Origin of the sequence: Faecalibacillus sp. MSK20_93 (genome assembly GCF_020589945.1) — a bacterium.
GTDB lineage: Bacteria > Bacillota_I > Bacilli_A > Erysipelotrichales > Coprobacillaceae > Faecalibacillus > Faecalibacillus intestinalis.
This window is the reverse complement of the sequence record NZ_JAJDKA010000006.1, coordinates 1-25,494: the sequence shown is the minus strand read 5'-3', so window position 1 is coordinate 25,494 and position 25,494 is coordinate 1. Positions and strand designations below refer to the sequence as shown.

General features: G+C 29.4%; 28 protein-coding genes and 1 tRNA gene. 26 read left to right on the top strand and 3 right to left on the bottom strand.

What is annotated here, in order from left to right; translation table 11 throughout:
- Positions 1 to 14: 14 nt before the first annotated feature.
- From LJD34_RS03275 to LJD34_RS03245, 7 genes are all read left to right on the top strand, one after another.
- Positions 15 to 959, top strand: a complete 945-nt coding sequence (locus tag LJD34_RS03275) for an ABC transporter permease (RefSeq protein WP_032089801.1) — start codon at positions 15 to 17, stop codon at positions 957 to 959.
- 2 nt (positions 960 to 961) lie between these two features.
- The gene (locus tag LJD34_RS03270) at positions 962 to 1,894 is read left to right on the top strand and encodes an ABC transporter permease (RefSeq protein ID WP_227359169.1); all 933 of its coding nucleotides are present in this window, start codon (positions 962 to 964) and stop codon (positions 1,892 to 1,894) included.
- A 2-nt stretch (positions 1,895 to 1,896) separates the two neighbouring features.
- Positions 1,897 to 2,982: an ABC transporter ATP-binding protein gene (locus tag LJD34_RS03265; RefSeq protein ID WP_032089803.1), complete on the top strand. Its 1,086-nt coding sequence runs from the start codon at positions 1,897 to 1,899 to the stop codon at positions 2,980 to 2,982.
- A complete protein-coding gene (locus tag LJD34_RS03260) occupies positions 2,982 to 3,911 on the top strand; it encodes an ABC transporter ATP-binding protein (RefSeq protein ID WP_032089804.1) in 930 nt (309 codons plus the stop codon). The genes LJD34_RS03265 and LJD34_RS03260 overlap by 1 nt, the downstream gene beginning before the upstream one ends.
- Before the next feature lie 333 nt (positions 3,912 to 4,244).
- A complete protein-coding gene (locus tag LJD34_RS03255) occupies positions 4,245 to 5,093 on the top strand; it encodes a MurR/RpiR family transcriptional regulator (protein ID WP_227359168.1) in 849 nt (282 codons plus the stop codon).
- A complete protein-coding gene (locus LJD34_RS03250) occupies positions 5,090 to 6,493 on the top strand; it encodes a 6-phospho-beta-glucosidase (protein WP_199664653.1) in 1,404 nt (467 codons plus the stop codon). The genes LJD34_RS03255 and LJD34_RS03250 overlap by 4 nt, the downstream gene beginning before the upstream one ends.
- A 12-nt stretch (positions 6,494 to 6,505) precedes the next feature.
- Positions 6,506 to 7,795, top strand: a complete 1,290-nt coding sequence (locus tag LJD34_RS03245) for a PTS sugar transporter subunit IIC (RefSeq protein ID WP_022001620.1) — start codon at positions 6,506 to 6,508, stop codon at positions 7,793 to 7,795.
- 147 nt (positions 7,796 to 7,942) lie between these two features.
- Here the strand turns inward: LJD34_RS03245 and pepT are convergent, their stop codons facing one another.
- Positions 7,943 to 9,166, bottom strand: coding sequence for a peptidase T (gene pepT / locus LJD34_RS03240; RefSeq protein WP_227359167.1), 1,224 nt, complete (start codon positions 9,164 to 9,166; stop codon positions 7,943 to 7,945).
- A 124-nt stretch (positions 9,167 to 9,290) separates the two neighbouring features.
- Here pepT and LJD34_RS03235 point away from each other — a divergent pair, with 124 nt between their 5' ends.
- The 4 genes from LJD34_RS03235 (at position 9,291) to LJD34_RS03220 (ending at position 14,162) form a co-directional block, all read left to right on the top strand.
- A complete protein-coding gene (locus LJD34_RS03235) occupies positions 9,291 to 9,734 on the top strand; it encodes a MarR family winged helix-turn-helix transcriptional regulator (RefSeq protein WP_227359166.1) in 444 nt (147 codons plus the stop codon).
- Positions 9,735 to 9,777: 43 nt separating this feature from the next.
- Positions 9,778 to 11,508, top strand: coding sequence for an ABC transporter ATP-binding protein (locus LJD34_RS03230; protein WP_032089808.1), 1,731 nt, complete (start codon positions 9,778 to 9,780; stop codon positions 11,506 to 11,508).
- A complete protein-coding gene (locus LJD34_RS03225; RefSeq protein WP_412301606.1) occupies positions 11,508 to 13,358 on the top strand; it encodes an ABC transporter ATP-binding protein in 1,851 nt (616 codons plus the stop codon). Before LJD34_RS03230 ends, LJD34_RS03225 begins: the two co-directional genes overlap by 1 nt.
- 162 nt (positions 13,359 to 13,520) lie before the next feature.
- The gene (locus LJD34_RS03220; protein ID WP_318532708.1) at positions 13,521 to 14,162 is read left to right on the top strand and encodes an Rpn family recombination-promoting nuclease/putative transposase; all 642 of its coding nucleotides are present in this window, start codon (positions 13,521 to 13,523) and stop codon (positions 14,160 to 14,162) included.
- A gap of 60 nt (positions 14,163 to 14,222) precedes the next feature.
- On the opposite strand, the gene LJD34_RS03215 is transcribed toward LJD34_RS03220, so the two are convergent.
- On the bottom strand, positions 14,223 to 15,122 hold the full coding sequence (locus LJD34_RS03215) for a diacylglycerol/lipid kinase family protein (RefSeq protein ID WP_227359164.1): 900 nt from the start codon (positions 15,120 to 15,122) through the stop codon (positions 14,223 to 14,225).
- A 108-nt stretch (positions 15,123 to 15,230) separates the two neighbouring features.
- Between LJD34_RS03215 and LJD34_RS03210 the strand changes: the two genes are divergently transcribed.
- Positions 15,231 to 15,824: a viroplasmin family protein gene (locus LJD34_RS03210; RefSeq protein ID WP_227359163.1), complete on the top strand. Its 594-nt coding sequence runs from the start codon at positions 15,231 to 15,233 to the stop codon at positions 15,822 to 15,824.
- A 10-nt stretch (positions 15,825 to 15,834) separates the two neighbouring features.
- Here LJD34_RS03210 and LJD34_RS03205 read toward each other — a convergent pair whose 3' ends face one another.
- Positions 15,835 to 16,113 (bottom strand): hypothetical protein, encoded by a 279-nt coding sequence (locus LJD34_RS03205; RefSeq protein ID WP_227359162.1) that lies wholly within the window; start codon positions 16,111 to 16,113, stop codon positions 15,835 to 15,837.
- A 110-nt stretch (positions 16,114 to 16,223) separates the two neighbouring features.
- Between LJD34_RS03205 and LJD34_RS03200 the strand changes: the two genes are divergently transcribed.
- From LJD34_RS03200 to LJD34_RS03140, 14 genes are all read left to right on the top strand, one after another.
- Complete coding sequence (locus LJD34_RS03200) at positions 16,224 to 17,195, top strand: glycosyltransferase family 2 protein (RefSeq protein ID WP_032089814.1); 972 nt, start codon at positions 16,224 to 16,226, stop codon at positions 17,193 to 17,195.
- A gap of 1 nt (position 17,196) precedes the next feature.
- The gene (locus tag LJD34_RS03195; protein ID WP_227359161.1) at positions 17,197 to 17,781 is read left to right on the top strand and encodes a phosphatase PAP2 family protein; all 585 of its coding nucleotides are present in this window, start codon (positions 17,197 to 17,199) and stop codon (positions 17,779 to 17,781) included.
- Positions 17,782 to 17,803: 22 nt separating this feature from the next.
- Positions 17,804 to 17,986, top strand: a complete 183-nt coding sequence (locus LJD34_RS03190) for a hypothetical protein (RefSeq protein WP_117812544.1) — start codon at positions 17,804 to 17,806, stop codon at positions 17,984 to 17,986.
- A gap of 26 nt (positions 17,987 to 18,012) precedes the next feature.
- Positions 18,013 to 19,110: an AI-2E family transporter gene (locus LJD34_RS03185; protein ID WP_227359160.1), complete on the top strand. Its 1,098-nt coding sequence runs from the start codon at positions 18,013 to 18,015 to the stop codon at positions 19,108 to 19,110.
- A gap of 133 nt (positions 19,111 to 19,243) precedes the next feature.
- A tRNA-Arg gene (locus LJD34_RS03180) sits at positions 19,244 to 19,320 on the top strand.
- A 239-nt stretch (positions 19,321 to 19,559) separates the two neighbouring features.
- Complete coding sequence (locus LJD34_RS03175; RefSeq protein ID WP_227359159.1) at positions 19,560 to 20,012, top strand: hypothetical protein; 453 nt, start codon at positions 19,560 to 19,562, stop codon at positions 20,010 to 20,012.
- Positions 20,013 to 20,121: 109 nt separating this feature from the next.
- Positions 20,122 to 20,943 (top strand): ParA family protein, encoded by an 822-nt coding sequence (locus tag LJD34_RS03170; protein ID WP_227359158.1) that lies wholly within the window; start codon positions 20,122 to 20,124, stop codon positions 20,941 to 20,943.
- Positions 20,897 to 21,853: a ParB/RepB/Spo0J family partition protein gene (locus tag LJD34_RS03165; RefSeq protein WP_227359157.1), complete on the top strand. Its 957-nt coding sequence runs from the start codon at positions 20,897 to 20,899 to the stop codon at positions 21,851 to 21,853. The genes LJD34_RS03170 and LJD34_RS03165 overlap by 47 nt, the downstream gene beginning before the upstream one ends.
- A 584-nt stretch (positions 21,854 to 22,437) precedes the next feature.
- Positions 22,438 to 22,677: a hypothetical protein gene (locus LJD34_RS03160; protein ID WP_146137645.1), complete on the top strand. Its 240-nt coding sequence runs from the start codon at positions 22,438 to 22,440 to the stop codon at positions 22,675 to 22,677.
- A 22-nt stretch (positions 22,678 to 22,699) separates the two neighbouring features.
- Positions 22,700 to 23,779, top strand: coding sequence for a hypothetical protein (locus tag LJD34_RS03155; RefSeq protein WP_227359156.1), 1,080 nt, complete (start codon positions 22,700 to 22,702; stop codon positions 23,777 to 23,779).
- Positions 23,780 to 23,872: 93 nt separating this feature from the next.
- A complete protein-coding gene (locus LJD34_RS16725) occupies positions 23,873 to 23,986 on the top strand; it encodes a DUF3789 domain-containing protein (protein ID WP_370747613.1) in 114 nt (37 codons plus the stop codon).
- A 59-nt stretch (positions 23,987 to 24,045) separates the two neighbouring features.
- Complete coding sequence (locus LJD34_RS03150; protein ID WP_227359155.1) at positions 24,046 to 24,708, top strand: hypothetical protein; 663 nt, start codon at positions 24,046 to 24,048, stop codon at positions 24,706 to 24,708.
- A gap of 79 nt (positions 24,709 to 24,787) precedes the next feature.
- Complete coding sequence (locus LJD34_RS03145) at positions 24,788 to 25,078, top strand: hypothetical protein (protein ID WP_032089823.1); 291 nt, start codon at positions 24,788 to 24,790, stop codon at positions 25,076 to 25,078.
- Positions 25,071 to 25,379 carry a type II toxin-antitoxin system RelE/ParE family toxin gene (locus LJD34_RS03140; protein ID WP_227359154.1) on the top strand — a complete coding sequence of 103 codons (309 nt, stop codon included), beginning with the start codon at positions 25,071 to 25,073 and terminating at the stop codon, positions 25,377 to 25,379. Before LJD34_RS03145 ends, LJD34_RS03140 begins: the two co-directional genes overlap by 8 nt.
- Positions 25,380 to 25,494 lie beyond the last annotated feature (115 nt).

The following is a 25,494-nucleotide window of genomic DNA, read 5'->3' as shown; positions in this document are numbered from 1 at the left end:
TAGGAGGAAAAAAGATGAGTAATTCAACCTTAAAATATATCGGAAAACGTTTAGTTATTTCGTTAATTACATTATTCGTTATTTTAATGGTATTATTTTTAATGGTTAAATTTTTACCAGGTTCTCCAATTAACAATGAAAAATTAAGTGCTTCAGCCAGAGCTGCTATTGAAGCACAATATGGATTGGATCAACCAATTCCGGTTCAATTCGTACGTTATATTCAAAATATGTTAACAGGGGATTTCGGTGTTTCATTTAACTTATATAAAGATATGCAAGTATCTTCACTTGTAGGAAGTGCTGCAAAATTATCTATGATTTACGGTTTATGTGCAGTAATTATTGGAACAGTTATTGGTATGTTCTTAGGAGTATTTGCTGCATTACATAAAAATACAATTTGGGATACAATCGCTACAGTTATTTCTGTAATTGGGGTTTCCATCCCATCATTCGTATTTGCAATGTTAATTTTATTATTATTTGCTTCAAAATTAAGATTGTTACCAACTTCATATAGTTCATCGAATGCAATTAAATCATCAATTATGCCAATTTTAGCTTTATCTGTTGGTGTTATTGCAAACGTTGCACGTTTTACACGTACTGAAATGGTTTCAGTTTTAACAAGTGAATATATGACTCTTGCAAAAGCAAAAGGATTAGATCGTAAAACTTTAATTTTCAAACATGCATTAAGAAATGCTTTAATTCCAGTAATCACAATTTTAGGACCTATTTTAGTAAACTTAATGACAGGTACTATGGTTGTTGAAAAGATTTGTTCTGTTCCTGGATTAGGTAAATTATTAATTAATAGTATTTTATCAAATGATTACAACATCATTTTAGCTTGTTCATTCTTATATGCTGCAATGTACATTTTCATGATGTTAATTATTGATATTTCTTATGGAATTATTGATCCAAGAATTAGATTAGGAAAGGATGATTAATAATGGATTTAGAAAAGATTGAATTTTTACCAGACGATTTTGAATTCGTTGGAGACAAACAAGACATTACTAAAGACATTGTTGCTCCATCACTTCCTGCTTGGAAAGATTCTTTAAATCGTTTTAAAAAGAACAAAGGTGCCGTTATCGGTTTAATTTGTATTTTAGTTATCGCAGTATTTGCTATTTTTGCTCCAATGTTTTCATCATATAAATTTGATGCAATCAATACAAAAATTGCAAGTATTTCACCAGGTGCTGAACATTTCTTTGGTACAGACACTTATGGTCGAGATTTATTTGTACGTGTTTGGACAGGTACAAGATATTCATTATTCATTGCCGTTGTTGCAATCTTCATTGACGTGATTGTAGGTATGACATACGGACTGATCTCTGGTTATTTTGGAGGTAAAGTTGATTCAGTAATGCAAAGAATTCAAGAAATCATTAACTCTATCCCAACTTTAGTAATATTAACATTGTTATTAATGGTGATGAAAGCATCATTATTCACAATTATCATGGCTTTATCATTTACTGAATGGATTGGTATGTCAAGAATTACAAGAGCTCAAGTTTTAAGAGTAAAAGAAGAAGAATTCGTTTTAGCTTCACGTACTTTAGGAGCTAGTAACATGTTTATTATCTTTAAAGAAATTTTACCAAATATTTATAGTCAAATGATTATTATGATTATGATGTCTATTCCAAATGCTATCTTCTATGAAGCATACTTATCGTTCGTTGGTTTAGGTTTACCAATTCCAATGGCTTCATTAGGTACATTAATTAATGATGGATTTAACTCAATTACTATTTACCCTTACATGATGGTAATTCCAGTTATTATTTTCTCTATCTTAATGTTAAGTTTCAACTTATTTGGTGATGGACTTCGTGATGCACTTGATCCAACTATGAAGGAGATGTAATTATGGCAGAAAGAGAAAAAATATTAGAAGTCAGAGATTTAAATATCTCTTTTAGAACTGATAGTGGTATTGTTAATGCAATTCGTGGTGTTAACTTAGATTTATATAAAGGTGAAACAATCGCTATCGTTGGTGAATCTGGATCAGGTAAGTCAGTTACTACTAAAGCAATCATGGGTATCATGGCTGGAAATGGTTCAATTGATGGTGGTTCTATTAACTACACTTGGACAGATGAAAATACAGGTGAAAGAATCACAAAAGACATTTGTCAATTAAGTGAAAAAGAAATGCAAAGTGAAATTCGTGGTCGTAAAATTGCCATGGTTTTCCAAGATCCAATGACATCATTAAACCCTACAATGACAATTGGAAATCAAATTATGGAACCAATGATTCATCATTACAATACACCAAAAGAAGAAGCTTATAAAAAAGCAGTTGAATTATTACAATTAGTAGGTATTACTAATGCTGAAAAACGTATGAAAAACTATCCTCACCAATTATCTGGTGGGATGAGACAAAGAATTGTTATCGCAATTGCTTTATCTTGTGATCCTTATGTTTTAATTTGTGATGAACCTACAACTGCATTGGATGTTACTATCCAAGCTAAAATTCTTGAATTAATTCAAGATATTCAAAAGAAAAAAGATTTATCAGTTATTTATATCACACATGACTTAGGTGTTGTTGCTAAAGTAGCTGATTATGTAAATGTTATGTACGCTGGTAAAATCGTAGAGACTGGAACCATTGATGAAATTTTCTATGATCCACGTCATCCATATACTTGGGGATTATTATCATCTATGCCAGATTTAGATACTGATGATGATGAATTATACACAATCCCTGGTACACCACCAAACTTAGCACATGAAGTAAAAGGTGATGCTTTTGCTCCACGTAATAAGTATGCTTTAAATATTGACTTAAGAATTGAACCTCCAATGTTTAAAGTACCTGGTAGTACAACTCATAAAGTTGCTTCATGGTTAATGCATGAAAAAGCTCCAAAAGTTGAAATGCCAGTTGAATTAAAAAACAGATTAGAAAAAATGAAAAAGGAGGGTGTTGAATAATGGAAAATAAAGAACCTATCCTTGTCGTTAAAGATTTAAAACAACATTTTAAAATTAATCGTAACTTTACTGTAAAAGCAGTTGATGGTATTTCATTTGATATTATGCCAGGTGAAACTTATGGTTTAGTAGGTGAATCTGGTTCAGGTAAATCAACTACTGGTAGAAGTATTATTCGTTTATATAAACCAACTTCTGGTTCAATTGTTTTCAATGGAAAAGAAATTGGTGGAAAATTAGATAAGGAAACATCTAAAGAATTACATACAAAGATGCAAATGATTTTCCAAGATCCAATGGCTTGTTTAAATCCAAGAAAGAAAGTTATTGATATCATTGGTCAAGGTTTAGATATTCATAAATCTTATTCTTCTATTGAAGAAAGAAATGAAAAAATCTATGAAATGCTTGAACTTGTTGGTTTATCAAGAGAACATGCTTCACGTTATCCACATCAATTCTCAGGTGGACAAAGACAACGTATTGGTATTGCAAGAGCATTAATTATGAATCCTGATTTAATTATTGCTGATGAAGCAATCTCAGCGTTAGATGTATCTATTCAAGCACAAGTTGTTAACTTGATGAAAAAGATTCAAAAAGAAACAGGAATTGCTTATTTATTCATTGCACATGACTTATCAATGGTTAAATATATCAGTGATAAAATTGGGGTATTACACTTAGGACATTTAGTAGAAACAGGAACTACTGAAGAAATCTTTGATAATCCAATTCATCCATATACAAAATCATTATTAAGTGCTATTCCTCATCCTAATCCACGTGTAGAAAAAGTACGTAAATCATTTACTTACGATTATAAAGAAAGTGGAGTCGATTATACAAAAGGTACTGAACATTTAGTAGATGGAACTCATTATGTTTTAGCTACTGATGAAGAATTTGAAAAATGGACAAAAAAATAGTTTAGGAGGCACTTAAGAAGGCAACCTAAAATATTGTAAGAAAATCTTCAAAAAAAGAGAACGAATGCGAAATGTTGTTCTCTTTTTATATAAATAAAAATAATACAAAATAAAAAAGTTGTTATGAAATTATTTATTGAATTTCGTAACAACCTTTTTTGATAATTTCTTTCAATTTTTATTGTTAATAATTGTGAAATTGAAAGTTTTTTTCGATTTGATTGCAAATGCTTACAGAAGATTGACTTACAAGTTGTTGTTAATTATGATGAAGATGTCTTCTAGATAAGAAGATAATTAATTTGAATCTTTTAACCGGTGAAAAGAGGAAATATGATGATTATTGACAAAATGAAAACATTAGACCATTTAACAATTCAAGAAAAGTATTTAGTGGATTATATAATAAATAATCAAGAAGATATTTTAAAAAAGAATATTAATGAACTGGCAAAATTAAGTTATACCAGTAGTGCAACGATTTCTAGGTTGTGTAAGAAACTGGGCTTTAATGGATATAAAGAATTTAAATATCAATATGCGGCTGAATATTCTCATTTACTTGAATTGAAAAATGATTTTAAAATTGAACCTTTTTCAAGTGAGAGTTCAATTGATGATGCTTTAAATAAAATCGAACTTTTACATAAAAGAGCGATAGAGTATACAAAAAGTTTACTAGATAGACAAGTTATAGAAAGAATTTATCAACTTATTAAAAATGCTAAATATATTGAAATTTATGGAACTGGTATTAATTTTTCTTTAGCAGAAATTTATAGTTTGAATTTTGAAGAAGAAGGGGTTATTTCTAAAGCATATAACAGTTTAAATCCAATGCATCTTCAATACTTAAAGCAAAGGAAACCAAACGATACAGTTTGCATTTATTTAACACATACAGGTCAAAATAAGGAAATGTTAAAAATAGCAAAGGATATTCGTAAATCTCATGCTAAATCAATTGTGATTTGTGATCATAAAAAAAGAGAAATTTGTAAATATTGTGATGAAACAATTGTGATTATGACCACTCAAAATACAATTGAACTATCTAACGCTGTTTATATTGCTTCTTTACAGTATGTTTTTAATATATTTACTTCATTAAAATTGATAAGTAATTATTCTTATTTAGAAGAAACAACAAAAGCAGTTGATAAATTTAAAATGGGAGAATGATTATGAATAAAAGTTTTCTATGGGGTGGTGCTGTTGCTGCTAATCAATACGAAGGTGGCTATCAAGAAGGACATAAAGGATTAAGTGTAACCGATGTTATGTCAGCTGGTGATGTTGATCACCCTCGAGAAATTTCTTATGAAATATTAGATGATAAATATTATCCTAACCATTATGGAATTGATTTTTATCATCATTATAAAGAAGATATTAAATTATTTGCTGAAATGGGCTTTAAATGTTTCCGTTTAAGTATTTCGTGGCCACGGATCTATCCTCAAGGTGACGAATTAGAGCCTAATGAAGAAGGGCTAGAGTATTATGATCATGTTTTTGATGAATGTTTAAAATATGGAATAGAGCCTATTGTTACTTTATCTCATTTTGAAATGCCTCTTTATTTAGCAAAAAAATATGGTGGTTGGAGAAATAGACAATTAATTACATTCTTTGAAAGATATGCGATTACATGTTTTAAAAGATATAGCAAAAAGGTCAAATATTGGATGACATTTAATGAAATTAATAATCTTATAGATACCGATAATCCTTTTAATGCTTGGACTGGAGCAGGTGTTTTATATGAAGATAATGAAAATATTGAACAAACAATGTATCAAATATCTCATTATCAGTTTGTTGCAAGTGCTAGAGCAGTTCAAAGAGCAAAAGAAATTAATGCCTCTATGCAAGTAGGTTGCATGTTGCATTTTGGCCCAATTTATCCTTCTTCTTGTAATCCACAAGATATTCTTGCAGGAATTAAAGCAATGGATAAGAGGTATTTCTTTAGTGATGTTCATGTAAGGGGATATTATCCAACCTATACTTTAAAAAAGTGGGAAAGGAGTAATATTCAATTAGATATAACTGATGAAGATTTAAAAGATTTAAAACGAGGTACTGTGGATTATATAGGGTTTAGTTATTATAAATCAACGATTGCAGAATATGATAAAATACATGACTTTATTGAAGTACAAAATCCATTGTTAAAGAAAAGTGATTGGGGTTGGGCTATTGATCCTACAGGATTAAGGATTATTTTAAATGAAGTTTATGAAAGATATCAAAAACCAATGTTTATTGTTGAAAATGGTTTTGGAGCTTATGATAAATTAGAAAATGGAATCATTAATGATGATTATCGTATTGATTACTTAAGAAACCATATTTCAGAAATGAAAAAAGCAATTGAGTTAGATGGTGTAGAAGTCATGGGATATACTCCTTGGTCAGCAATCGATATTGTAAGTGCTTCTACTGGTGAATTGGCAAAAAGATATGGATTTATCTATGTTGATTTAGATGATCAAGCTAAAGGTAGTGGAAGAAGATATCGAAAAGCTTCTTTTGAATGGTATAAAAGAGTTATTTCATCAAATGGTGAAATTTTATAGGAGATAAATAATATGAACAAATTTATAAATGAAACATTAGTTATTTATATATCGAAGTTTACAAATACAAAAGTTATAAAGGCTTTAAAGGATGGAATGATGTTTTCTTTACCTTTTTTAATGATAGGATCATTGTTCCTGTTGATTGCCAACTTACCAATTGAATCAGTAAGTAAAGTAATTAGTGAAAGTGGAATAGGAGATGTATGTTCTCAAGTATATTCTTCTACGTTTTCATTAATGGCCTTCTTTACAGTAATAGGAATTACTTATTCTTATTTGAAGAATGATCAAGTAATAACAGCTATAAATGGCGCTTTAACTGGTTTAGCAGCTTTTATTTTATTAACTCCATCTTCTAAGGTATTAGACAGTGGGGAATCAGTTACAGGAATTATTTCTAAAGATTGGACTGCTGGTCAAGGAATGATTTGTGCTATTTTAATTGGTTTTTTAGTTGGATATATTTATTCTTTATGTGTAAAAAAAGATATTAGCATTAAAATGCCAGATGGTGTGCCTAGTGGTGTTGCAGATTCATTTTCGTCACTATTACCAACTGGAATTATTATTACTATTTGTGCAATTATTTATGCTATATGTCACTTTATATTTAATACAACATTTGCAGAGCTTATTTATTCGGTAATTCAAATTCCTTTACAAGGAATTACAGATTCATTCTTTGGCGTTATTATTATGACAGTTGTTATGTCTTTATTATGGTGGACAGGCGTCCATGGTGGTTCTATATGTGGAGGAATTCTTTCACCAATTTTACAAGCAAATATGGCAGCTAATCAAAAAATTATAGATTCAGGATTGCCTCTTACAATTCAAAATGGTGGACATATTTTTACACAACAATTTTGGGACAATTTCTTATGTATGTCTGGTGCTGGAATTGTGATTGGGTTAGTGATTTATATTACATTTTTTGCCAAATCAAAGTCATTACGTAGCTTAGGTAAATTATCCATTGTACCTAATATCTTTAACATTAATGAACCAATTATTTTTGGGACACCAATTGTACTTAATATATATTTATTAATTCCATTTGTTCTTGTTCCTTTAATTATAGGTATAAGTAGTTACTTATTAATGTATATGGGAATTTTACCATTATTTAGCGGGGTTATGGTTCCTTGGACAACACCACCAATTATATCAGGACTTTTGATTGGTGGGTGGCGTGTTGCATTATGGCAATTTGTGATGATTGTTGTATCTTTTGTTATTTATTTACCATTTATTAAAAAAATAGATACTTTGGAATTAAATAAAGAAAATCAAAAGTAAATTATAAGAAATACAAATATTTAATTTTAATATCAAAAAGTCGTGAAAAATCACGGCTTTTTTTGTAATGCTACTAAGTTAAGAAATTAAGTTAATACTTTTGCTTTATTTATTGTCTAAGAAATCCACACGATTTTTTGTTAATGCTTATTTAGAAGCAGTGTTTTTTAAAATATGAAGTAAGATTTGAACTTGTTTTTCCATCATAGTAAGTGAACAATATTCATAGGGTCCATGATAGTTAAAACCACCTGTACCAAGATTAGGACAAGGAAGTCCTTTGAATGTTAAACGTGCACCATCTGTACCACCACGAATTGGTGAACAATAAGCATCTAAACCATTTTCTTTAATGGCAGCTAAAGCTTGTTCAACAATGAACATATGATCTTTTAGAGCTTCTTTCATGTTTAAATAACTTTCTGTAATCGTTACTTCAACAATTTTATAACCATATTTTTTATTTAAGAACTCTGCAATGTCTTTAAAGTCTTGGCATTGTTTATTTGCTTGTTGTAAGTCATGGTTACGAATAATATATTCAGCAACTGTTTCTTCACAAGTTCCTTGAATCGAGTGAAGGTGATTAAATCCTTCATAACCTTCTGTTGATTCAGGGCGCATATGCACAGGTAAAAGTGAATCAAATTCATAGGCAACACGCGTTGAATTGATCATTTTATTTTTAGCACTTCCTGGATGAATACTTCTTCCATGGACTTTCACTTCGGCACTAAATGCGTTAAAGTTTTCATATTCAACAATGTGAATATCTCCACCATCAATGGTATAAGCATATTGTGCATTGAAGTAATCAACATTAAAGTGATCACTACCATGTCCAATTTCTTCATCAGGTGTAAAAGCAATTTGAATATCATTATGTTTAAATTCTGGATGATTATAAATATATTCCACCATTTGCATAATGATTGCAATACCAGCTTTATCATCAGCTCCTAATAAAGTTGTTCCATCTGTAGTAATTAAATCATGATGAATAAGTTGTAAGAGTTGAGGATATTGTTCAGGGTCTAGATAAAGTTCTTTATCTGCATTTAAAGTAATTTTTTGACCTTGATAATCTTTGATAATTTGTGGATGAATATCTTTACCACTTGCATCAGGAGAAGTATCCATGTGGGCAATAAAACCTATAACATCTCCTTGATGATTATTATTACTAGGAATTGTTCCATAAACTACACCAAATTCATCTATTTTTGTGTTTTCAATTCCTAATGATTTTAATTCTTCAACTAAATAATTTCCTAATTTTAATTGTTTTGAAGTTGAAGGAACAGTATGTGAATAACTATCTGATTGTGTGTCAAAATTCACATAATTTAAAAACCTTTCTTTAATTTCCATTTGTCTTCCTCACTTTCTTTTCTATTATACAACGACTTATAAAGAACTTCTATGAAAAAAGTTTACAAATTTTAAATTGTATGTTACCATACAATTCGTAACCGAACAATATAGGAGGAATGATATGTATAGAGATCCCATTGGACATCGTATTAAGACCATAAATAACCTAATGAGAAAAACAATGGATAAGAAAACAGGTCAGAGGCCTGATCGTGTAACTTTAATGCATTGTTGGATTATTGGGTTTGTTCAAGATAGAGAAGATAGTGGGCTTGATACATTTCCTAAAGATATAGAAAAAGAATTTTCAATCAATCGTTCTACGACATCAGAAATGTTGAAATTGATGTGTAAAAAGGGAATGATTGAACGAGAAGAAGTAGAATATGATGCAAGATTAAAGAAAATCGTTTTAACAGAATCTTCAAGAAATCATAATCGACAAATTGAAGATAAGATGAAAGAAATGCATCAAAAACTTATTAAAGATTTATCTGAAGAAGAAATAAATACGTTTATTAAAATATCCGATAAATTAATTAATAACATAAAAGAAGATTTATAAATATTCATGAAGTTCGGTAAATGAATAGGAAAGGACGTCAATTATGGTAAAAACTTTAATGAAACAAATCAAAGAATATAAAAAAGATTCATTACTTACAATGTTATTTGCGGCATTAGAAGTTATCTTAGAAATCATTATTCCTTTATTAATGGCAAGTCTTATTGATAAAGGGATTGAGGCAGGTAATATGTCTAATGTTACAAAATATGGAACATTCATGTTTGTTATTGCAATTGGAACATTATCACTTGGTTTTTTAGCTGGTAACCATGCAGCTAAAGCTTCAACGGGTTTTGCAGCCAATTTAAGAGATGCCATGTATACAAACATTCAAACATTCTCTTTTTCAAACATTGATAAATATAGTACTGCAGGACTTGTAACACGTTTAACGACAGATGTGACAAATGTGCAAATGGCTTATCAAATGATTATTCGTATGTGCATTCGTGCGCCAATGTCACTTATTTGTGCCCTTACCATGGCAATGATGATCAACTTTAGATTAAGTATGATTTTTGTTGTTGCCATTGTTTTCTTAGTAGCGGTCCTTACAATAATTATGTATCATGCCACAAAATATTTTAATGATGTTTTTCCTAAATATGATACTTTAAATGAAAGTGTTCAAGAAAACGTTGTTGGTATTCGAGTTGTTAAATCATTTGTTAGAGAAAAATATGAAAATGAAAAATTTAAAAAAGCAGCACAAAACATTTATAAACTTTTTGTCAAAGCGGAATCTGTTTTATCTTATAATAACCCAGCTATGTTAATAGCTGTTTATGGTTCAATTTTAATGCTTTCATGGTTAGGTGCTAAAGCAATTGTAGGTGGGACTCTTACTACAGGTGAACTTACAAGTTTATTTAGCTATGTTATGAATATTATGATGTCTCTTATGATGCTTTCTATGGCATTTGTTATGATTACGATGTCACTTGCTTCAGGAAGACGTATTGCAGAAGTTATTAATGAGCAATCTGATTTAGTCTCTCCTCAAGAAGCTTTAACTGAAGTAAAAGATGGTTCAATTGATTTCAATCATGTTGTTTTTTCTTATAAACATGGTAGTGGAGAAGCGGTCTTAAAAGATGTTGATCTTCATATTAAAAGTGGTGAAACAATTGGAATTATTGGTGGTACCGGAAGTGCTAAAAGTAGTTTGGTCAACCTTATTTCTCGTTTATATGATGTTGACGAAGGTAGCGTTGTTGTTGGTGGACAAGATGTTCGTAATTATGATCTTGAAGTTTTAAGAGATGAAGTTTCTGTTGTCTTACAAAAGAATGTTTTATTTAGTGGAACAATCTTACAAAATTTACGTTGGGGTAATGAAAATGCAACAGAAGAAGAATGTAAAGAAGCTTGTCGTTTAGCGTGCGCTGATGAGTTTATTGATCGTTTTGAAGATGGTTATAATACGTATATTGAACAAGGTGGTTCAAACGTTTCAGGTGGACAAAAACAACGTTTATGTATTGCTAGAGCGTTACTTAAAAATCCTAAGATTTTAATTTTAGATGATTCAACAAGTGCTGTTGATACAGCTACAGATGCAAGTATTCAAGAATCATTCAATGAACGTATTCCCGATACAACAAAAATTATTATTTCACAACGTATATCATCTGTTCAAAATGCAAGCCGTATTATTGTTTTAAATGATGGTGTCGTGGATGGTTTTGACACACATGATAAATTATTAGAAACAAATGAAATTTATCGTACAATTTATGAAACACAAATGAAAGGGAAGGAGGAAGAATAATGAAAGAAGGAACAATGAAACGTTTACTTAAAATGTTATGGAGTAAATATAAAATCCATTTAATTGTTGTTTTTCTATGTATTGTAGGAAATGCTTTATTTAATGTTCAAGGAACAATGTTTATGCAAACATTAATTGATGATTATATTGTTCCCCTTTTAAAGAGTTCTTCACCTGACTTTAGTGGACTATTCCATGCTTTGATTCGTGTGGGTGCACTTTATGCTTGTGGTGTTGTTTGTGCCTTTACCTTTAACCGTATTATGGTTTATGTAACACAAGGGTTCTTAAGAGATTTAAGAATTGAAATGTTTGAACATATGGAATCTTTACCAATTCGTTATTTTGACAGAACTCCTCATGGAGATACAATGTCAGTCTATACAAATGATATTGATACATTAAGACAATTGATTTCACAATCTATTCCACAACTTATTTCAAGTTGTATGACTATTGTGACAACATTTGTATCAATGATCATTTTAAATATTCCTTTAACTGTGTTAAGTGTATGTATGCTTATGATTATGCTTGTTGTATCAAGAAAACTTGGATCGTTATCAGGTAAATTCTTCGTTCAACAACAAGGGGATTTAGGTAAAGTGAATGGTTATATTGAAGAAATGATTTCTGGTCAAAAAGTTGTTAAAGTCTTCAACCATGAAGATCAAGCAATTGCTGATTTTAGAAAATTAAACGATGAATTAAGAGAAAGTGCTTATCAAGCTCATAAATTTGCGAATATCTTAATGCCGGTTACAGTACAACTTGGAAATATCTCTTATATCATTTGTGCAATTGTTGGCGCAATCCTTGCTTTAAATGGACATTTTGCTTTAACAATTGGAACCCTTGTAGCTTTCTTAACATTGAATAAAAGTTTCAACCAACCTATTGGACAAATTTCTCAACAAATCAATGCTGTTGCCATGGCACAAGCAGGAGCTGGTCGTATCTTTGATTTATTAGATCAAGAAAGTGAAGATGATCAAGGTGTGGTTACTTTATGTTGTGTAGAAACTGTTGATGGAAAAATGGTTGAAACAGATAAAAGAACAGGACATTGGGCTTGGAAACATCCAAGAAGCGATGGTCATGTTGAACTTGTAGAAATGAAGGGTGATATTCGTTTAGAAGGTGTTGACTTTGGTTATTTTGATGACCGTATGGTTTTACACAATGTAGATGTTTATGCTAATCCTGGTGAAAAGATTGCCTTTGTTGGGGCTACTGGTGCAGGTAAAACAACAATTACAAACTTAATTAATCGTTTCTATGATATTCAAAAAGGTTCGATTACTTATGATGGAATTGATATTAAATTGATTAAAAAAGATGATTTAAGAAGATCATTAGGTGTGGTTTTACAAGATACACATTTATTTACTGGAACAGTTATGGATAATATTCGCTATGGACGCCTTGATGCTACGGATGAAGAATGTATTGAAGCAGCAAAACTTGCCAATGCCGATCTCTTTGTTAAACATTTGCCAGATGGTTATCAAACAATGCTTACAGGAGATGGGGCGAACTTATCGCAAGGACAAAGACAGTTATTAGCGATTGCGCGTGCTGCTGTTGCTAATCCTCCTGCACTTATTTTGGATGAAGCAACTTCTTCTATTGATTCTCGAACAGAAAAGCTTGTACAAGATGGAATGGATAAATTAATGCATGGTAGAACAACACTTGTTATTGCCCATCGTTTATCAACAATTAAAAATAGTGATTGTATTATGGTCTTAGAACAAGGACATATTATTGAAAGAGGAAATCATCAATCACTTATTAAAGAAAAAGGTAAATACTATCAATTATATACTGGAGCTATTGAAATGGATTAATCCATCAATAGCTTTTTATATTTTTTGGACTATCCGTCCATTGAAAGAAGGAAAAGAGAAAGATAAAATGATCTGTTGACCTTGATAGGAAATGTAGATGATCCAACAGAAATCAAAAGATATCGGGGTGTGATAAGAAAAGCGGACATCCATGGAGATTATGTGATTATCGGAGTTGAACACCAAAGCACTTTTGATAAAAATATGATTTTTCGCATATTCAACTATGATGCGACGACTTATATCAATCAAGTTGAAAGTAAAAAAGAAGTCTATCCAGTAGGAAGTTTTGTGTTCTATACGGGAGATGAAGAATGGAAGTTGCTAGAAACATTGAAAAGTATACCATCAGAGATGGAACCTTATATCAATGATTGGAGACTACCTGTTGTCGACCTTAAAACAATGGATGCAAGAAAGCTTATGAATCGAAGATTAAGAGATGTCGTAGAAATTAGTCAAAGTATGTTTGCAGGAAGTTATGATGGATTAAGAGAAAATCGTAAAATTGAAACAGAAAGCTTCATGATGGCGGCAACATTTACGTGTACAAATATTAGAAGAGAAGACTTACCAGAAGGAAATGAAATCAATATGTGTAAGGCAATGGATCAATTATTTCAAAGAATGAGAGATGAAGGAAAACTCAATACTTTAAAAGAACTACTTAAAGTAAAATTAGGAACTTTATCAAATCCTTTAGAAGAAAGACTTACAAATACATCGTTAGAAAAATTAAATGTTCTTACATTAAATATCTTTAACATCAATAGTGAAGAAGATGTTTTAAGAATTATTAACTAGAACTAAAAAAGATTTCAACTGTTATCAAATATAATAGTGAAACCTTTTTTATATAATTAATTATTTTAAAGGAACTAATAATTGAATTGATTTTTGTAAAGTATGTACGTCAATTGGAAGATGTGTGCCTTCTTCACCATCTATATCCATTGTAAGAACTTGATCACAAGTAATGTGAATATGATGTCCTTGAACATAGTGAATAAAAGGACTTTTATCATGTTTACCAAAACGATAATCTTTAATGAGTGCAATTAAATCTGTGATTGAACATCTTTTTACAATAACAAGATCGAGTTTTCCATCATTAATATCCGCAAAAGGAATGATACCATCAAAGCCACCGACACGATTGGTATTTGTGATGGCAAATATGTAAGCATCTTCTTCAAAAGATTCATTATCTACAGTTACATTTAAATGAAGATTTGTTGATAACTGTTGAGGAAGTTGGGTCATGCCTTTAAAATAATAAGCTAATGGACCAAACTTTTTCTTTTCTTCTTTTGATACCACAAAAGAAATATCTGAAAACATTCCTGCAGCAGCAACATTAATGAAATATTGATTATTAATTTTTCCTACATCACTCGAAATAACATTAAAGTTTTTAATCATTTCTACAATACCATTTACTGAATTTGGAATATTTAAATAATTAGCAAAGTCATTTACTGTGCCTGCCGCTAATATGCATAATGGTATTTTTTTATGACTATCTACCATTCCTGAAATAACCTCGTTTAAAGTACCATCACCACCAACAGACATGATAAAATCATATTGATTCTCATCACAATCTCTTGTTTTATAATAGGCATCATCTTTTTTTTCTGTATAAAATATTTCAAAATGTTCTACAATGTTTTGTAATGTTAATTGACCAATAATACGATCTAGTTTATTTTGAATAATATGTTTTCCAGATGATGGATTAATAATAATAAGACAACGTTTCATGTTACTACCTCACTTAAATATCCTATATACATTTTAAAACAATTAAAAAAGATATACAATCATTGTTTCAATGATTATAATAAAATAGAATAAGCAAAGGAGTTTATTATGGCAAAATTTTATGCAGTAAAAGAAGGAAAAAAGACAGGAATTTATCATACTTGGGATGAATGTAAAGAACAAGTTAATGGTTATTCAGGAGCTGTTTATAAATCTTTTACAAATGAAGAAGAGGCAAAAGCATTTATAAAAAAAGAAGAAAGAAAAGTGAGTGATGATTTAACTTTACTTGCTTATGTTGATGGTAGTTATAATATTAAAACAAAAGAATATGGCTATGGTTGTGTTTTAATTGAAGGGCAACAAGTCATTAAACAGTTACTTGGAAAAGGAAATCAACCAGATTATGCATCTATGAGAAATGTTTCAGGAGAAATTCTTGGGTGTATGAAAGCTATTGCTTATGCAATTGATCATCATTATGAGTCTATTTGCATTTATTATGATTATGAAGGTATTGAAAAGTGGGCTACGGGTCTATGGAAAGCAAATAAAGAACAAACACAAAATTATGTAAAAACAATACAAGAAATGAAAAAAGAGATAGATATTTATTTTCAAAAGGTTTTAGCACACAGTGGGGATTATTATAACGAAGTGGCTGATGGGTTGGCTAAAAAAGCAGTGGGTATAAAAAAATAAAGCTTGAAAATTAAGCTTTATTTTTTTTAGCAATAATATTAATAATAATATAAACAACTAGAACAATAGCAAAAATCCATAAGAAATCGCTTTTGATATATTGAGCATCACCAGACCAACATCCAAACCATTCTCCACATTTTTTAACAAGAATAGCAAGTGCATAAGATAATGTACCACATCCAATAACACTTAATAAGACTTTCACAATTTTATTAAGAATCTCTTTAAATAAAATAAGAGAGATAAAACATACTCCAGCAACAAATACATTAATAACAAAATGCATATAATTTCCTCCTTTAGATACCTTAATAAAATAGCATAAAATCAAGGTAAATGCAATAAAACGTGAACTAATAGATAAATTATGATAAAATATTTTTGGAGGATTAAATTATGAAATTATTAACAGTATGTATACCTTGTTATAACTCAATCATGGAAATGCATAAAGCCATTAATTCATGTCTTTTAATGAAAGATGAAGTAGAAGTATTAATTGTCGATCGTCATTCACATGACGAAACATTACAAGTAGCTAAAGAATATGAAGAAGCTTATCCTGAAACTGTAAAAGTTATTACAACAAGGGAAGATGTTCCTTTTTTAAAAATAGCTCTAGAACATAGTGAGGGCCTTTATTTCAAAATACTTCAATGCTTTGATTATTTAGATCAACCTTCACTCGTAAGTGTTATTGAAACGATTCGTGACTTTATTCGAATTCAAGCTAATTTAGATTTGCTTGTTACTGATTATAAATATGTTATTCCCCAAGAAAAAGAAAAACGTGTCTCTTATAAAAATGTTTTTCCAATGGAAACAATTTTTGAATGGCATAATATTAAAGCGTTTCATAAACATTTTCAAATTGATTTAGGTTCAGTCATTATTAAAACAAGTACTTTAAAAAAGATAAATACAGATGAAGAAAATATTTTTTATAATGAATTAACAGTTTATGGAACAATTCCTTATATTAAATCAATGTATTATTTAAATGTTCCTTTCCATTGTTATGGAACACGTCGAAAAATTCATATTTCTAAATCAAATAGTTATGTTGATTTAATGAAAAGCTTATGGGATTTATATGATGTTTATTCTTTAAAGAGCCGAAGACAAAGAAGTTATGTTATTGAATATTTATCTAAGGTATATGTTATTACTGTTTATTTGTTATTAAAATCAAATCAAAAGGAACAAATTGAACTTTTAAATGTACATTTAGGATTTAATGATCCTAAATTATATAAAGCACTCACAAAGCGTGTTTATGGTTTTTTAATCAGTAGTAGTAATGAAAAGCTTTATGGTATGCTTATTAAAGTCTTTGAAAAAGTTTATCAATTAGAAATAGAAGAATAAGATGAAAAAGAAATTTTTATTTATGATTCCTCTTTGCTTATTTATCATTGATTACTTTTTGATTAAATATCAAGTCATTCAATCAATAGATTGGTTCATTTATCATTTGGTTCAAAATTTAAAATGTGATTTTATGACATCCTTTTTTAAACTTTGTTCAACCCTTGGAAGTACTTGGTTTTATGTAATTCTTGTTTTAACTTTAGTGATTCTAAAAAATAAAAAAGATATTTGGGTAGGAATTCACTTGTTAATTATTCAAGGAATGAATCGTATAATTAAAGCTTTGGTTAAAAGACCAAGACCACCTCAAATATATCATTTAGTTAAAGAAACAAACTATAGTTTCCCAAGTGGTCATAGTATGTCAGCAATGATTGGTTATGGATTGTTAGTTCTTGAAGTTCAAAAAAGCTCTATAAAATATAAAAAAGTAATAGAAATATTTTTAATGATGATGATTTTTTTAATAGGATTAAGTCGTATCTATTTAGGTGTACATTATTTTTCTGATGTTATAGGTGGCTTTTTGTTGTCTTTAAGCTATTTATTATTTATTTATTATAATACCTCACTTTATACATAGAATGTGTAAAGGAGGTTTTTTATTGGATATTGATATCATTAGTGGTTTATATCATTATGGTTTGACCATTATAAAATATGAACAAGATTATTGTTTAGTAGATTTAAAGACTCAAGAAGTTTATGAAAAAATGAGTATTTATTATATAAGAAGATTATTAAGAAGTTGGAATAAGCATCGTAAAAATATAGAGAGTGTGATATAATGGAAAAAAGTTTGAGGTGGTTTAAAATGAGGACAGTAAAGAATTATGTAGGAATTATTTTGTGTGCGTGTGTTATTATTTTTATTTATAAAACATTTGATATTTCATTATTTTCCAATATTTTATCAGCTTTTATTCCTTTGATTGTAGGAGCAATACTTGCTTATTTTTTACAACCATTGGTTTATAAATTTGAAATGTTTTTAGACTCTTTTCAAAATAAAAAGCTTATTAAATATAGTCATACAATTTCTTCTATTTTTGTTTTTGTTGTCTTTGTTTTAATTATTGTGATATTATTAATTACTATTATTCCTGCACTTGTCAATTATGTTGTCAATATTGCGGATAATTTAACTTTGTATATTAAAAACTTTGAAAAAACATTGGAAACTTATTTAGGAAGCAATCTTGCAAGTGAAGTTATTATTAAAATAGATGAAATGGTTGTTAAATATGTTAATTCAATTGAAGCTATAGATCCTATTGCAACACTTGGAACAATCTTTAAAGCAGGTAGTACGATTATTACTGCTGTTTTAGGTTTAATATTTACACCTTATGTTTTAATTGAAGCAAAAAAATTAGTAAGTATCTTTGATCGTTTATGTTCACTTTTTATGTCAAAAGAAAAAATAGAACTTATTCATGATTATGCAGTTAGATCACATCAAATCTTTGGACAATTTATTTATGGAAAATTCTTAGATTCGTTAATTATTGGAATTATCGCATTTATTGGACTCGCTATTTTAAAAGTAAAATTCTTCCCAATTCTTGCTGTCTTTATTTTGATTACGAATATGATTCCTTATTTTGGACCATTTATCGGTGGGTTTCCTGCTGTTCTTGTAGCCTTGATGACAGGAGATTTATTCCATGCTTTAGCAGTCTTAGTTTTTGTCTTTGCTTTACAACAATTTGATGGTTTATTCTTAGGACCAAAGATTTTAGGAGATGTTGTTGGTATTTCACCATTTTGGGTTTTACTTTCTATTACCGTCTTTGGACATTTCTTTGGCTTTATTGGAATGTTCCTAGGAGTACCAATGATTTGTGTCATTCGTATGCTTTTTAATGATATCATTGACTTTCGTAATAAAATGAAAGAATTAGATACATAGATTGTATTTTAAATAAATATTTGTTAGGATAATAGAGGCTTTGTCCTCGTAGCATAGCTGGATAATGCAATCGCCTCCTAAGCGTAGAGCAGTATCTAGCCTAAATGAGCTATAACGGGCAGAAAAAAGATGTGGCGCTTTAGCTCAGCTGGATAGAGCATACGCCTCCTAAGCGTAAGGTCATGGGTTCAAATCCCATAAGTGCCGCCATTTTTATTGGTTTTTCTATTAAAAATAGGATGTTTGATAAGTATTATTACTTATTAAATATCCTTTTTTCTTTCTAACAAAGTGTGGAACTTTTCTTGAATTTTTATCTAACAAAAATAGGTTTTTTCTAACAAACTAGGTAACATATTAGAAATTGAGAGGGACTAAGTAAACAATTTAATAAGCATAGGAGATTCAAAATGGATCTCCTTTTTTCATATAAAGGAGGTGATGAATTTATGAATAATGTATTGCTTTATTTTGCTTTGAAGCATGATGGTGACTTTGAAAAAATATATAATGATATAAAAGCAAAAGTTCCTGTAGATGAAAATGAATTTATTAAATTAAAAAGAGGATTGAAAACAAAGTATGTAACAATTTTAGATAACAACTATCCTACAGTTTTGAAACAAATTGCATGTCCACCCTTCGTTTTATTCTATGAGGGTAATATAAGACTTGCTAAAGATTTAGTGGTTGGAGATGCTTTTATATATTCTTCTTTTAATAGTAAAAGGTATTTAAGCACAGTTGAACCATCAGCCGACAGAGGAAAATTCTGTTTTGACTATATCATTGCTTCTGAAAGTCATGATAATTTTTTTAAACTTAGAGAGCATGTAATGGATAAGAAAGTTCCATTAAAAGACTACAGTAAAAATACAAAACATAAACAACAAGAAAGATAGCATATAAAAGTCATCATAGTAGATGGCTTTTTTACATAGCCAATCATTGATTGGCAAAAAAGAAAGGAGGTCAATTTAATGCTATATATAAAGATAGGAGTGATTACAAATGAGCGAAGTAATAGCAATTGCAAATCAAAAGGGTGGTGTAGGTAAAACAATGACATCTGTCAGTTTAAGTGCATGTCTTGCATTAAATAACAAAAAGGTATTGCTGTTAGATTTAGATCCACAAGGACATTCAACAAAAGCATTTGGATTTTATGACAGAACACAATATCCTTTATCTATGAAGGATGTTATTGTATCAGTTATTGAAGATATACCACTTGATAGAGAACAGCTAATACTTCACAGTAATGAAAATGTTGATATTGTTCCATCAAATATTTCTCTTGCAGGAATAAATTCTAAATTAGAAAGTGCTATGTGTAGAGAAACGGTATTGAAAAGATTTATTGATACCGTAAAAGATGATTATGATTATGTCATTATAGATACAAATCCATCACTGGATAATCTACCTATTAATGCTCTTACTGCTTCAGATAAAGTTGTTATAACTGTACAAGCAGAACCTTATGCAGTTGAAGGTATGGCTGACTTATTAAGATCAATTAATATGGTTAGAAGAAACCTTAACCTTGATTTAAAAATTGAAGGTGTGTTGATTACAATGACAAATGAAAGAACCAATCTATCAAAGAAAATCACACACGAAGTTAGAGAAAATTTTGGAGGTCATATCAAGGTATTTGATACAACAATTCCAAGATGTACAAAGGCAGCAGAAAGTACAGGTATAGGAGAAAGCATATTTCAATATGATCCAAAAGGTGCAGCAACTAAAGCTTATGAAGCTTTTACAAAGGAGGTCATCTTAAATGCCGAAAAAGAGCATAAACGACATAAGAGTTCCTACGTACGATGATTTATTTACCAACGAAGAACAAAGACAGGAAGCAAAACTGGAGAAGATAATGGAAGTTCCTGTTGAAGATATTCAGGAGTTTAAAAATCATCCATTTAGAGTTAGAAATGATGAACAGATGTCTGAACTTGTTAAAAGTGTTTCAGAAAATGGTATTTTAGTTCCTGTTCTTGTAAGACCACATCCAAATGGTCACGGATACGAAATGATTTCTGGTCACAGAAGAATGAATGCAGCAATGGTAAATGGTCAAGAAAAGATACAGGTTATTGTAAGAGAACTTACTGATGACCAAGCAACAATTATTATGGTAGATTCAAATATACAAAGAGAAAATATCTTGCCAACTGAAAGAGGATTTGCTTATAAGATGAAATTAGATGCAATGATTAGACAAAGTGGGAGACCTAAGGATAATGGTTCCCAAGTTGGGAACCATTTAAAAGGTAAAAAATCTATTGAGGTACTAGCTGAAGAAGAAAGAAAAAGTAAAAATCAAATTCATCGTTTTATACGTTTAACAGAATTAATTGAGCCATTACGTGATATGGTCGATGGTATAAGAAGTGATGGAAAAAAGATTGCATTTAATCCTGCTGTAGAACTTTCATATCTTTCAAAAGAAAATCAACAACTTGTTGTAAAAAATATAGAAGGACTTGATTTAACACCCTCACATGCTCAAACAATAAGAATGAAGGAGTTGTCAAGAGAAAATCGTCTAGATGAAAATGTTATTTATTCAATAATGACGGAAGAAAAAGCGAATCAGAAAGAAAAATTGTCGTTTAAAATGGAGGATATTAATGAATACTTTCCAAAAAACTATACGCCTAGAGAAAAAAGTGAAGTTATATTGAAACTTTTAAAAGGATGGGCAAAAAGAAGAAATAAAGAGCAAGAAAGATGACAGTTACATATATAACTGTATTTTTTGTACATTTTATTTCAGCAGACTTAGTGAAGGGGGAGTCTGTTTTTTTGTGGGGAAATGTGACTCGGTTTTCCCCTAAGAACCCCTTTCCTGTTATCTTACTGGGAAAAGTAATATTTAGTATAGAAGAGAAAAATAAACAATTTTTATTTTATATATGTGAATAATTATATAAATTGACAATGAAAAAGCTTACATAGTAAAATTTAATAAAGATAAAATGGAGGTGAATTCTTGTGAGGTCTTTGAAAAAGTATATATATCCAACACTATCAGATAGAGTGTATGAGATATTGGGCGAAAATTATTTTTTGATTTTGTACCCAGTTTTGTTGTTTATTATCATTGCTGAAAAATATCTTAATATAATATCCTTCGATGGTTTAGTTTATTTTACATTACTTTTGTTGAGACGAAAATTAGTTTATCTCGATTTTCATTTTAAGAAGATATCTATTATTTTTTGGACGATTACTCTGCTGTTATCTGGATTAAGTTTTTCTTTCTTCAAACAAGCAAATTACTTATACATGACGAAAGCATATGTAGAGTGTAATGTTTTGGAAACAAAAGAGTATTCGCTCGTTCGTCGAAATAAGGGATATACAACTTTTATGATGAAAAATCAGAATGATATTGGAGAAGATTTTAAAGTTATTGAAGATATTATTGGAAAAATAGATTCATATGAAGTTAATCAAGAAAATAGTTATCTAATAAGATTACAAAATAAAAAGGAAAAGATTGTCCGTTTTAATAATTATAATCAGTTTACATTATTTAGTTTAGATGTTGATTAAGAGAAAAGAAAGGAGAAAACTTATGATTAAAAAAATACTTATTGGAATTGTTACGGCTGGTATGATATTAATAACTATTCCAACAGTAAATGCGGAAGATGAAATTACATTAAATGAAGTGACTGATCAAATAATCGATATTTCAGATAAGTATAATTCAGCTGGTATTACATCGGGACAATTATTGAATTTAATTACACTAACTCAAACGGACGATGAATTATTAGATACTTTATCATTAGATAAAAATAATTTATTCGATACATCTATACCAAAAAAAGTAAATATACAATCATCACGAAGTGGAGATTTGTATGATGGAAACCCACCTGCATCTAAAGGGGAACAAAAAGATCGAATGAAATATATTAGATCTGTATATGATAATGAATATAACGATGGAAATCATGATGAAAGCATATATATTTTGTATTTGTATACCTCTCATTATATTGAAAATATAAACTATGATAAGAGTTTTTCAGATGAAAAAAATTTCGGACATCCTGTATATGCAAATATTATTTCGCAAAATGATATAGATGCATATGAACAATTTTATAAAGCACAAGCAGGTGTCGCTATTTATAAAGCATTTAGAACTTATACAATCGGAATAAAGAATTTTATTGAAAATGGTGCTAATTATACACTTATGAATGAATTGCTTGGATCAATAAAAGAAAATATGGATGATGAGTATTCAAAATATATAACAGCTCTTGATGCAGCTGGAATAACAAATAGTACTGATATTTTAGCAACAAGTGCCAAAATGTATAATGCATTTACTGGTGCTTTAGATAATGGAAAAACAAAAGAAGAAGAAATAATAGATTATATGAACAGCCAATTGGAACCTGGATTACAAGGGATGGTTTCTAGTACGTATTTCGGATTTGTGAAAAATATATTAGATAAATTAAGTGGTTCAGGAGCAGCAACTGGATTATTTTCTTCAGTTTTATCTGGAGTTGTTTACTATTTTGATACACTTGCAAATGTAATACCTACTTTGTCGCTTGCAGGCTTGTATTATTCTTATCAAATGAGGAAAGCAGAAAGATTAGGTATCTACTATGGATTAAAACCAAGACCATAAAATGAAATAATTTAATAGTTAACATCAGAACTAAATATGTTAAAAGGCCTATAGCAATGACTATAGGTCTTTTTTTGAAGGAAGGTGGATATTATGAAGGAAGTAATAATTATTATTGTTTCAATGCAAATTGGTGCACTAATAGGTGTTTTCACAATGTGCTTTTTACAAATTAATAAAGGAAATAGTAAATTTGATAATAAGTAAACAGAAGTCTAAACTGTATATGAAATAAATAATGATGAATAAAAGGAGATGAAGAAAGTATGAAAAAAAGGAATGTTATAGTTTTGGCATTATCTACACTGTTGGTTGTTTGTAATGCACTACCAATGAACAACCATGTAGAAAACAAAAAAGAAGTAGTTATTTCACAAAAAGAGGCATCAAAAAAGAAATCAAAGAAAAAAGATGTATCCAAAGATGAAAACAATGAAAGTGATGAAACTGTAAATGATACATCCAAACAAATAGCAGAAGAAAATACGATTCAGGAAGATCAAGAATCTGTAAAAAGTGATGTGCACACTCAAGAGAAAGCGAGTAATCAAAATACTAATGAAAATAAAACACAAAAGAAAGTTGAAACAAAACAAACACCAATACAGCCTGTTGAAAGCAATCAGCCTTCTTCTGTAACACCAAGTCAGCCAGCATCAAGTGGAAATACTACTAATGCACAACAACCTCAAAAGGAAGAACAAACAAAGATTTTAAAAGTGACATATTGGGTTAAATGTGATTGTGGAAAAGAACTGACACATTCAATAGATTATAAAGATTATGAGTCTTATTATAGTAGCAATGATTATTCAGTTAAAACTTTGATTAATCAATTATTAGATGAAGGACATTGTGCTGGAAATGAAGAAGTATGTGGAGCTTCTCATTATCGATATGGTACAAATGAAAATTGGATAAAAAGTTAAGTGAAATTTTACGAAGTATATTACGTTGAATATGACGTAAAATAATAGTATAATGATTTTAATAAAAGGAGGAGAGAATATGCCAAATATAAAACCTATCTCTGATTTAAGAAATTATAGTGCAGTACTTGAAGATGTTACTGTTGGTTCTCCTGTTTATTTAACAAAAAATGGACATGGTTGTTATACTATTATGGATATAAATGAACAAGAAGAAATGTCAAGAAAAGCGAGGAAGTATGACAAGATGGTAGCAGAACTGGAAGTAATGAAAATGTTAAATGAAGGCTTAGCTTCAGCAAATGAAGAAGGCTGGATTGATGAAGATTCAATGAGATCACATTTTAAGGAAAGATTTGAAAATGAATAAGATACACTATTCACCAAAGTCACAACGAGATCTTGATGAAATTTATGATTATATTAAATATAAATTATGTAGTCCAATAGCTGCAAAGAATACAGTGTCAGGAATTTTAGATAAGATAGAAAATCTAAAGAGTCATTCAGATATTGGAAATATATGGTATCTTGAAAATGATGTAAACAGTGGGTACAGATATGTTCATTATAAAAACTATGTTGTCTTTTACATGGTAAAGAATGAGGATGTCTATATCGTAAGAATACTTCATAGACTTCAAAACTATGTAAGTCAATTATTTTCGTAGAAATTAGATTTATAAGTAAATCATTATCAAATTATGTAGAAACATGATAGAATTAAATACGGATAAAGAATAAGTAAATAGTTTATCATAGATAATTACTGAAAATTCAAAATAT

What these genes read in the sequence shown, in the direction of transcription:
- LJD34_RS03275 (WP_032089801.1), top strand. Translation starts at nt 15, where the DNA reads ATGAGTAATTCAACCTTAAAATATATCGGAAAACGTTTAGTTATTTCG.
- LJD34_RS03270 (WP_227359169.1), top strand. Translation starts at nt 962, where the DNA reads ATGGATTTAGAAAAGATTGAATTTTTACCAGACGATTTTGAATTCGTT.
- LJD34_RS03265 (WP_032089803.1), top strand. Translation starts at nt 1,897, where the DNA reads ATGGCAGAAAGAGAAAAAATATTAGAAGTCAGAGATTTAAATATCTCT.
- LJD34_RS03260 (WP_032089804.1), top strand. Translation starts at nt 2,982, where the DNA reads ATGGAAAATAAAGAACCTATCCTTGTCGTTAAAGATTTAAAACAACAT.
- LJD34_RS03255 (WP_227359168.1), top strand. Translation starts at nt 4,245, where the DNA reads ATGATGATTATTGACAAAATGAAAACATTAGACCATTTAACAATTCAA.
- LJD34_RS03250 (WP_199664653.1), top strand. Translation starts at nt 5,090, where the DNA reads ATGATTATGAATAAAAGTTTTCTATGGGGTGGTGCTGTTGCTGCTAAT.
- LJD34_RS03245 (WP_022001620.1), top strand. Translation starts at nt 6,506, where the DNA reads ATGAACAAATTTATAAATGAAACATTAGTTATTTATATATCGAAGTTT.
- pepT (WP_227359167.1), bottom strand. Translation starts at nt 9,166, where the DNA reads ATGGAAATTAAAGAAAGGTTTTTAAATTATGTGAATTTTGACACACAA.
- LJD34_RS03235 (WP_227359166.1), top strand. Translation starts at nt 9,291, where the DNA reads ATGTATAGAGATCCCATTGGACATCGTATTAAGACCATAAATAACCTA.
- LJD34_RS03230 (WP_032089808.1), top strand. Translation starts at nt 9,778, where the DNA reads ATGGTAAAAACTTTAATGAAACAAATCAAAGAATATAAAAAAGATTCA.
- LJD34_RS03225 (WP_412301606.1), top strand. Translation starts at nt 11,508, where the DNA reads ATGAAAGAAGGAACAATGAAACGTTTACTTAAAATGTTATGGAGTAAA.
- LJD34_RS03215 (WP_227359164.1), bottom strand. Translation starts at nt 15,122, where the DNA reads ATGAAACGTTGTCTTATTATTATTAATCCATCATCTGGAAAACATATT.
- LJD34_RS03210 (WP_227359163.1), top strand. Translation starts at nt 15,231, where the DNA reads ATGGCAAAATTTTATGCAGTAAAAGAAGGAAAAAAGACAGGAATTTAT.
- LJD34_RS03205 (WP_227359162.1), bottom strand. Translation starts at nt 16,113, where the DNA reads ATGCATTTTGTTATTAATGTATTTGTTGCTGGAGTATGTTTTATCTCT.
- LJD34_RS03200 (WP_032089814.1), top strand. Translation starts at nt 16,224, where the DNA reads ATGAAATTATTAACAGTATGTATACCTTGTTATAACTCAATCATGGAA.
- LJD34_RS03195 (WP_227359161.1), top strand. Translation starts at nt 17,197, where the DNA reads ATGAAAAAGAAATTTTTATTTATGATTCCTCTTTGCTTATTTATCATT.
- LJD34_RS03185 (WP_227359160.1), top strand. Translation starts at nt 18,013, where the DNA reads ATGAGGACAGTAAAGAATTATGTAGGAATTATTTTGTGTGCGTGTGTT.
- LJD34_RS03175 (WP_227359159.1), top strand. Translation starts at nt 19,560, where the DNA reads ATGAATAATGTATTGCTTTATTTTGCTTTGAAGCATGATGGTGACTTT.
- LJD34_RS03170 (WP_227359158.1), top strand. Translation starts at nt 20,122, where the DNA reads ATGAGCGAAGTAATAGCAATTGCAAATCAAAAGGGTGGTGTAGGTAAA.
- LJD34_RS03165 (WP_227359157.1), top strand. Translation starts at nt 20,897, where the DNA reads ATGCCGAAAAAGAGCATAAACGACATAAGAGTTCCTACGTACGATGAT.
- LJD34_RS03155 (WP_227359156.1), top strand. Translation starts at nt 22,700, where the DNA reads ATGATTAAAAAAATACTTATTGGAATTGTTACGGCTGGTATGATATTA.
- LJD34_RS16725 (WP_370747613.1), top strand. Translation starts at nt 23,873, where the DNA reads ATGAAGGAAGTAATAATTATTATTGTTTCAATGCAAATTGGTGCACTA.
- LJD34_RS03150 (WP_227359155.1), top strand. Translation starts at nt 24,046, where the DNA reads ATGAAAAAAAGGAATGTTATAGTTTTGGCATTATCTACACTGTTGGTT.
- LJD34_RS03145 (WP_032089823.1), top strand. Translation starts at nt 24,788, where the DNA reads ATGCCAAATATAAAACCTATCTCTGATTTAAGAAATTATAGTGCAGTA.
- LJD34_RS03140 (WP_227359154.1), top strand. Translation starts at nt 25,071, where the DNA reads ATGAATAAGATACACTATTCACCAAAGTCACAACGAGATCTTGATGAA.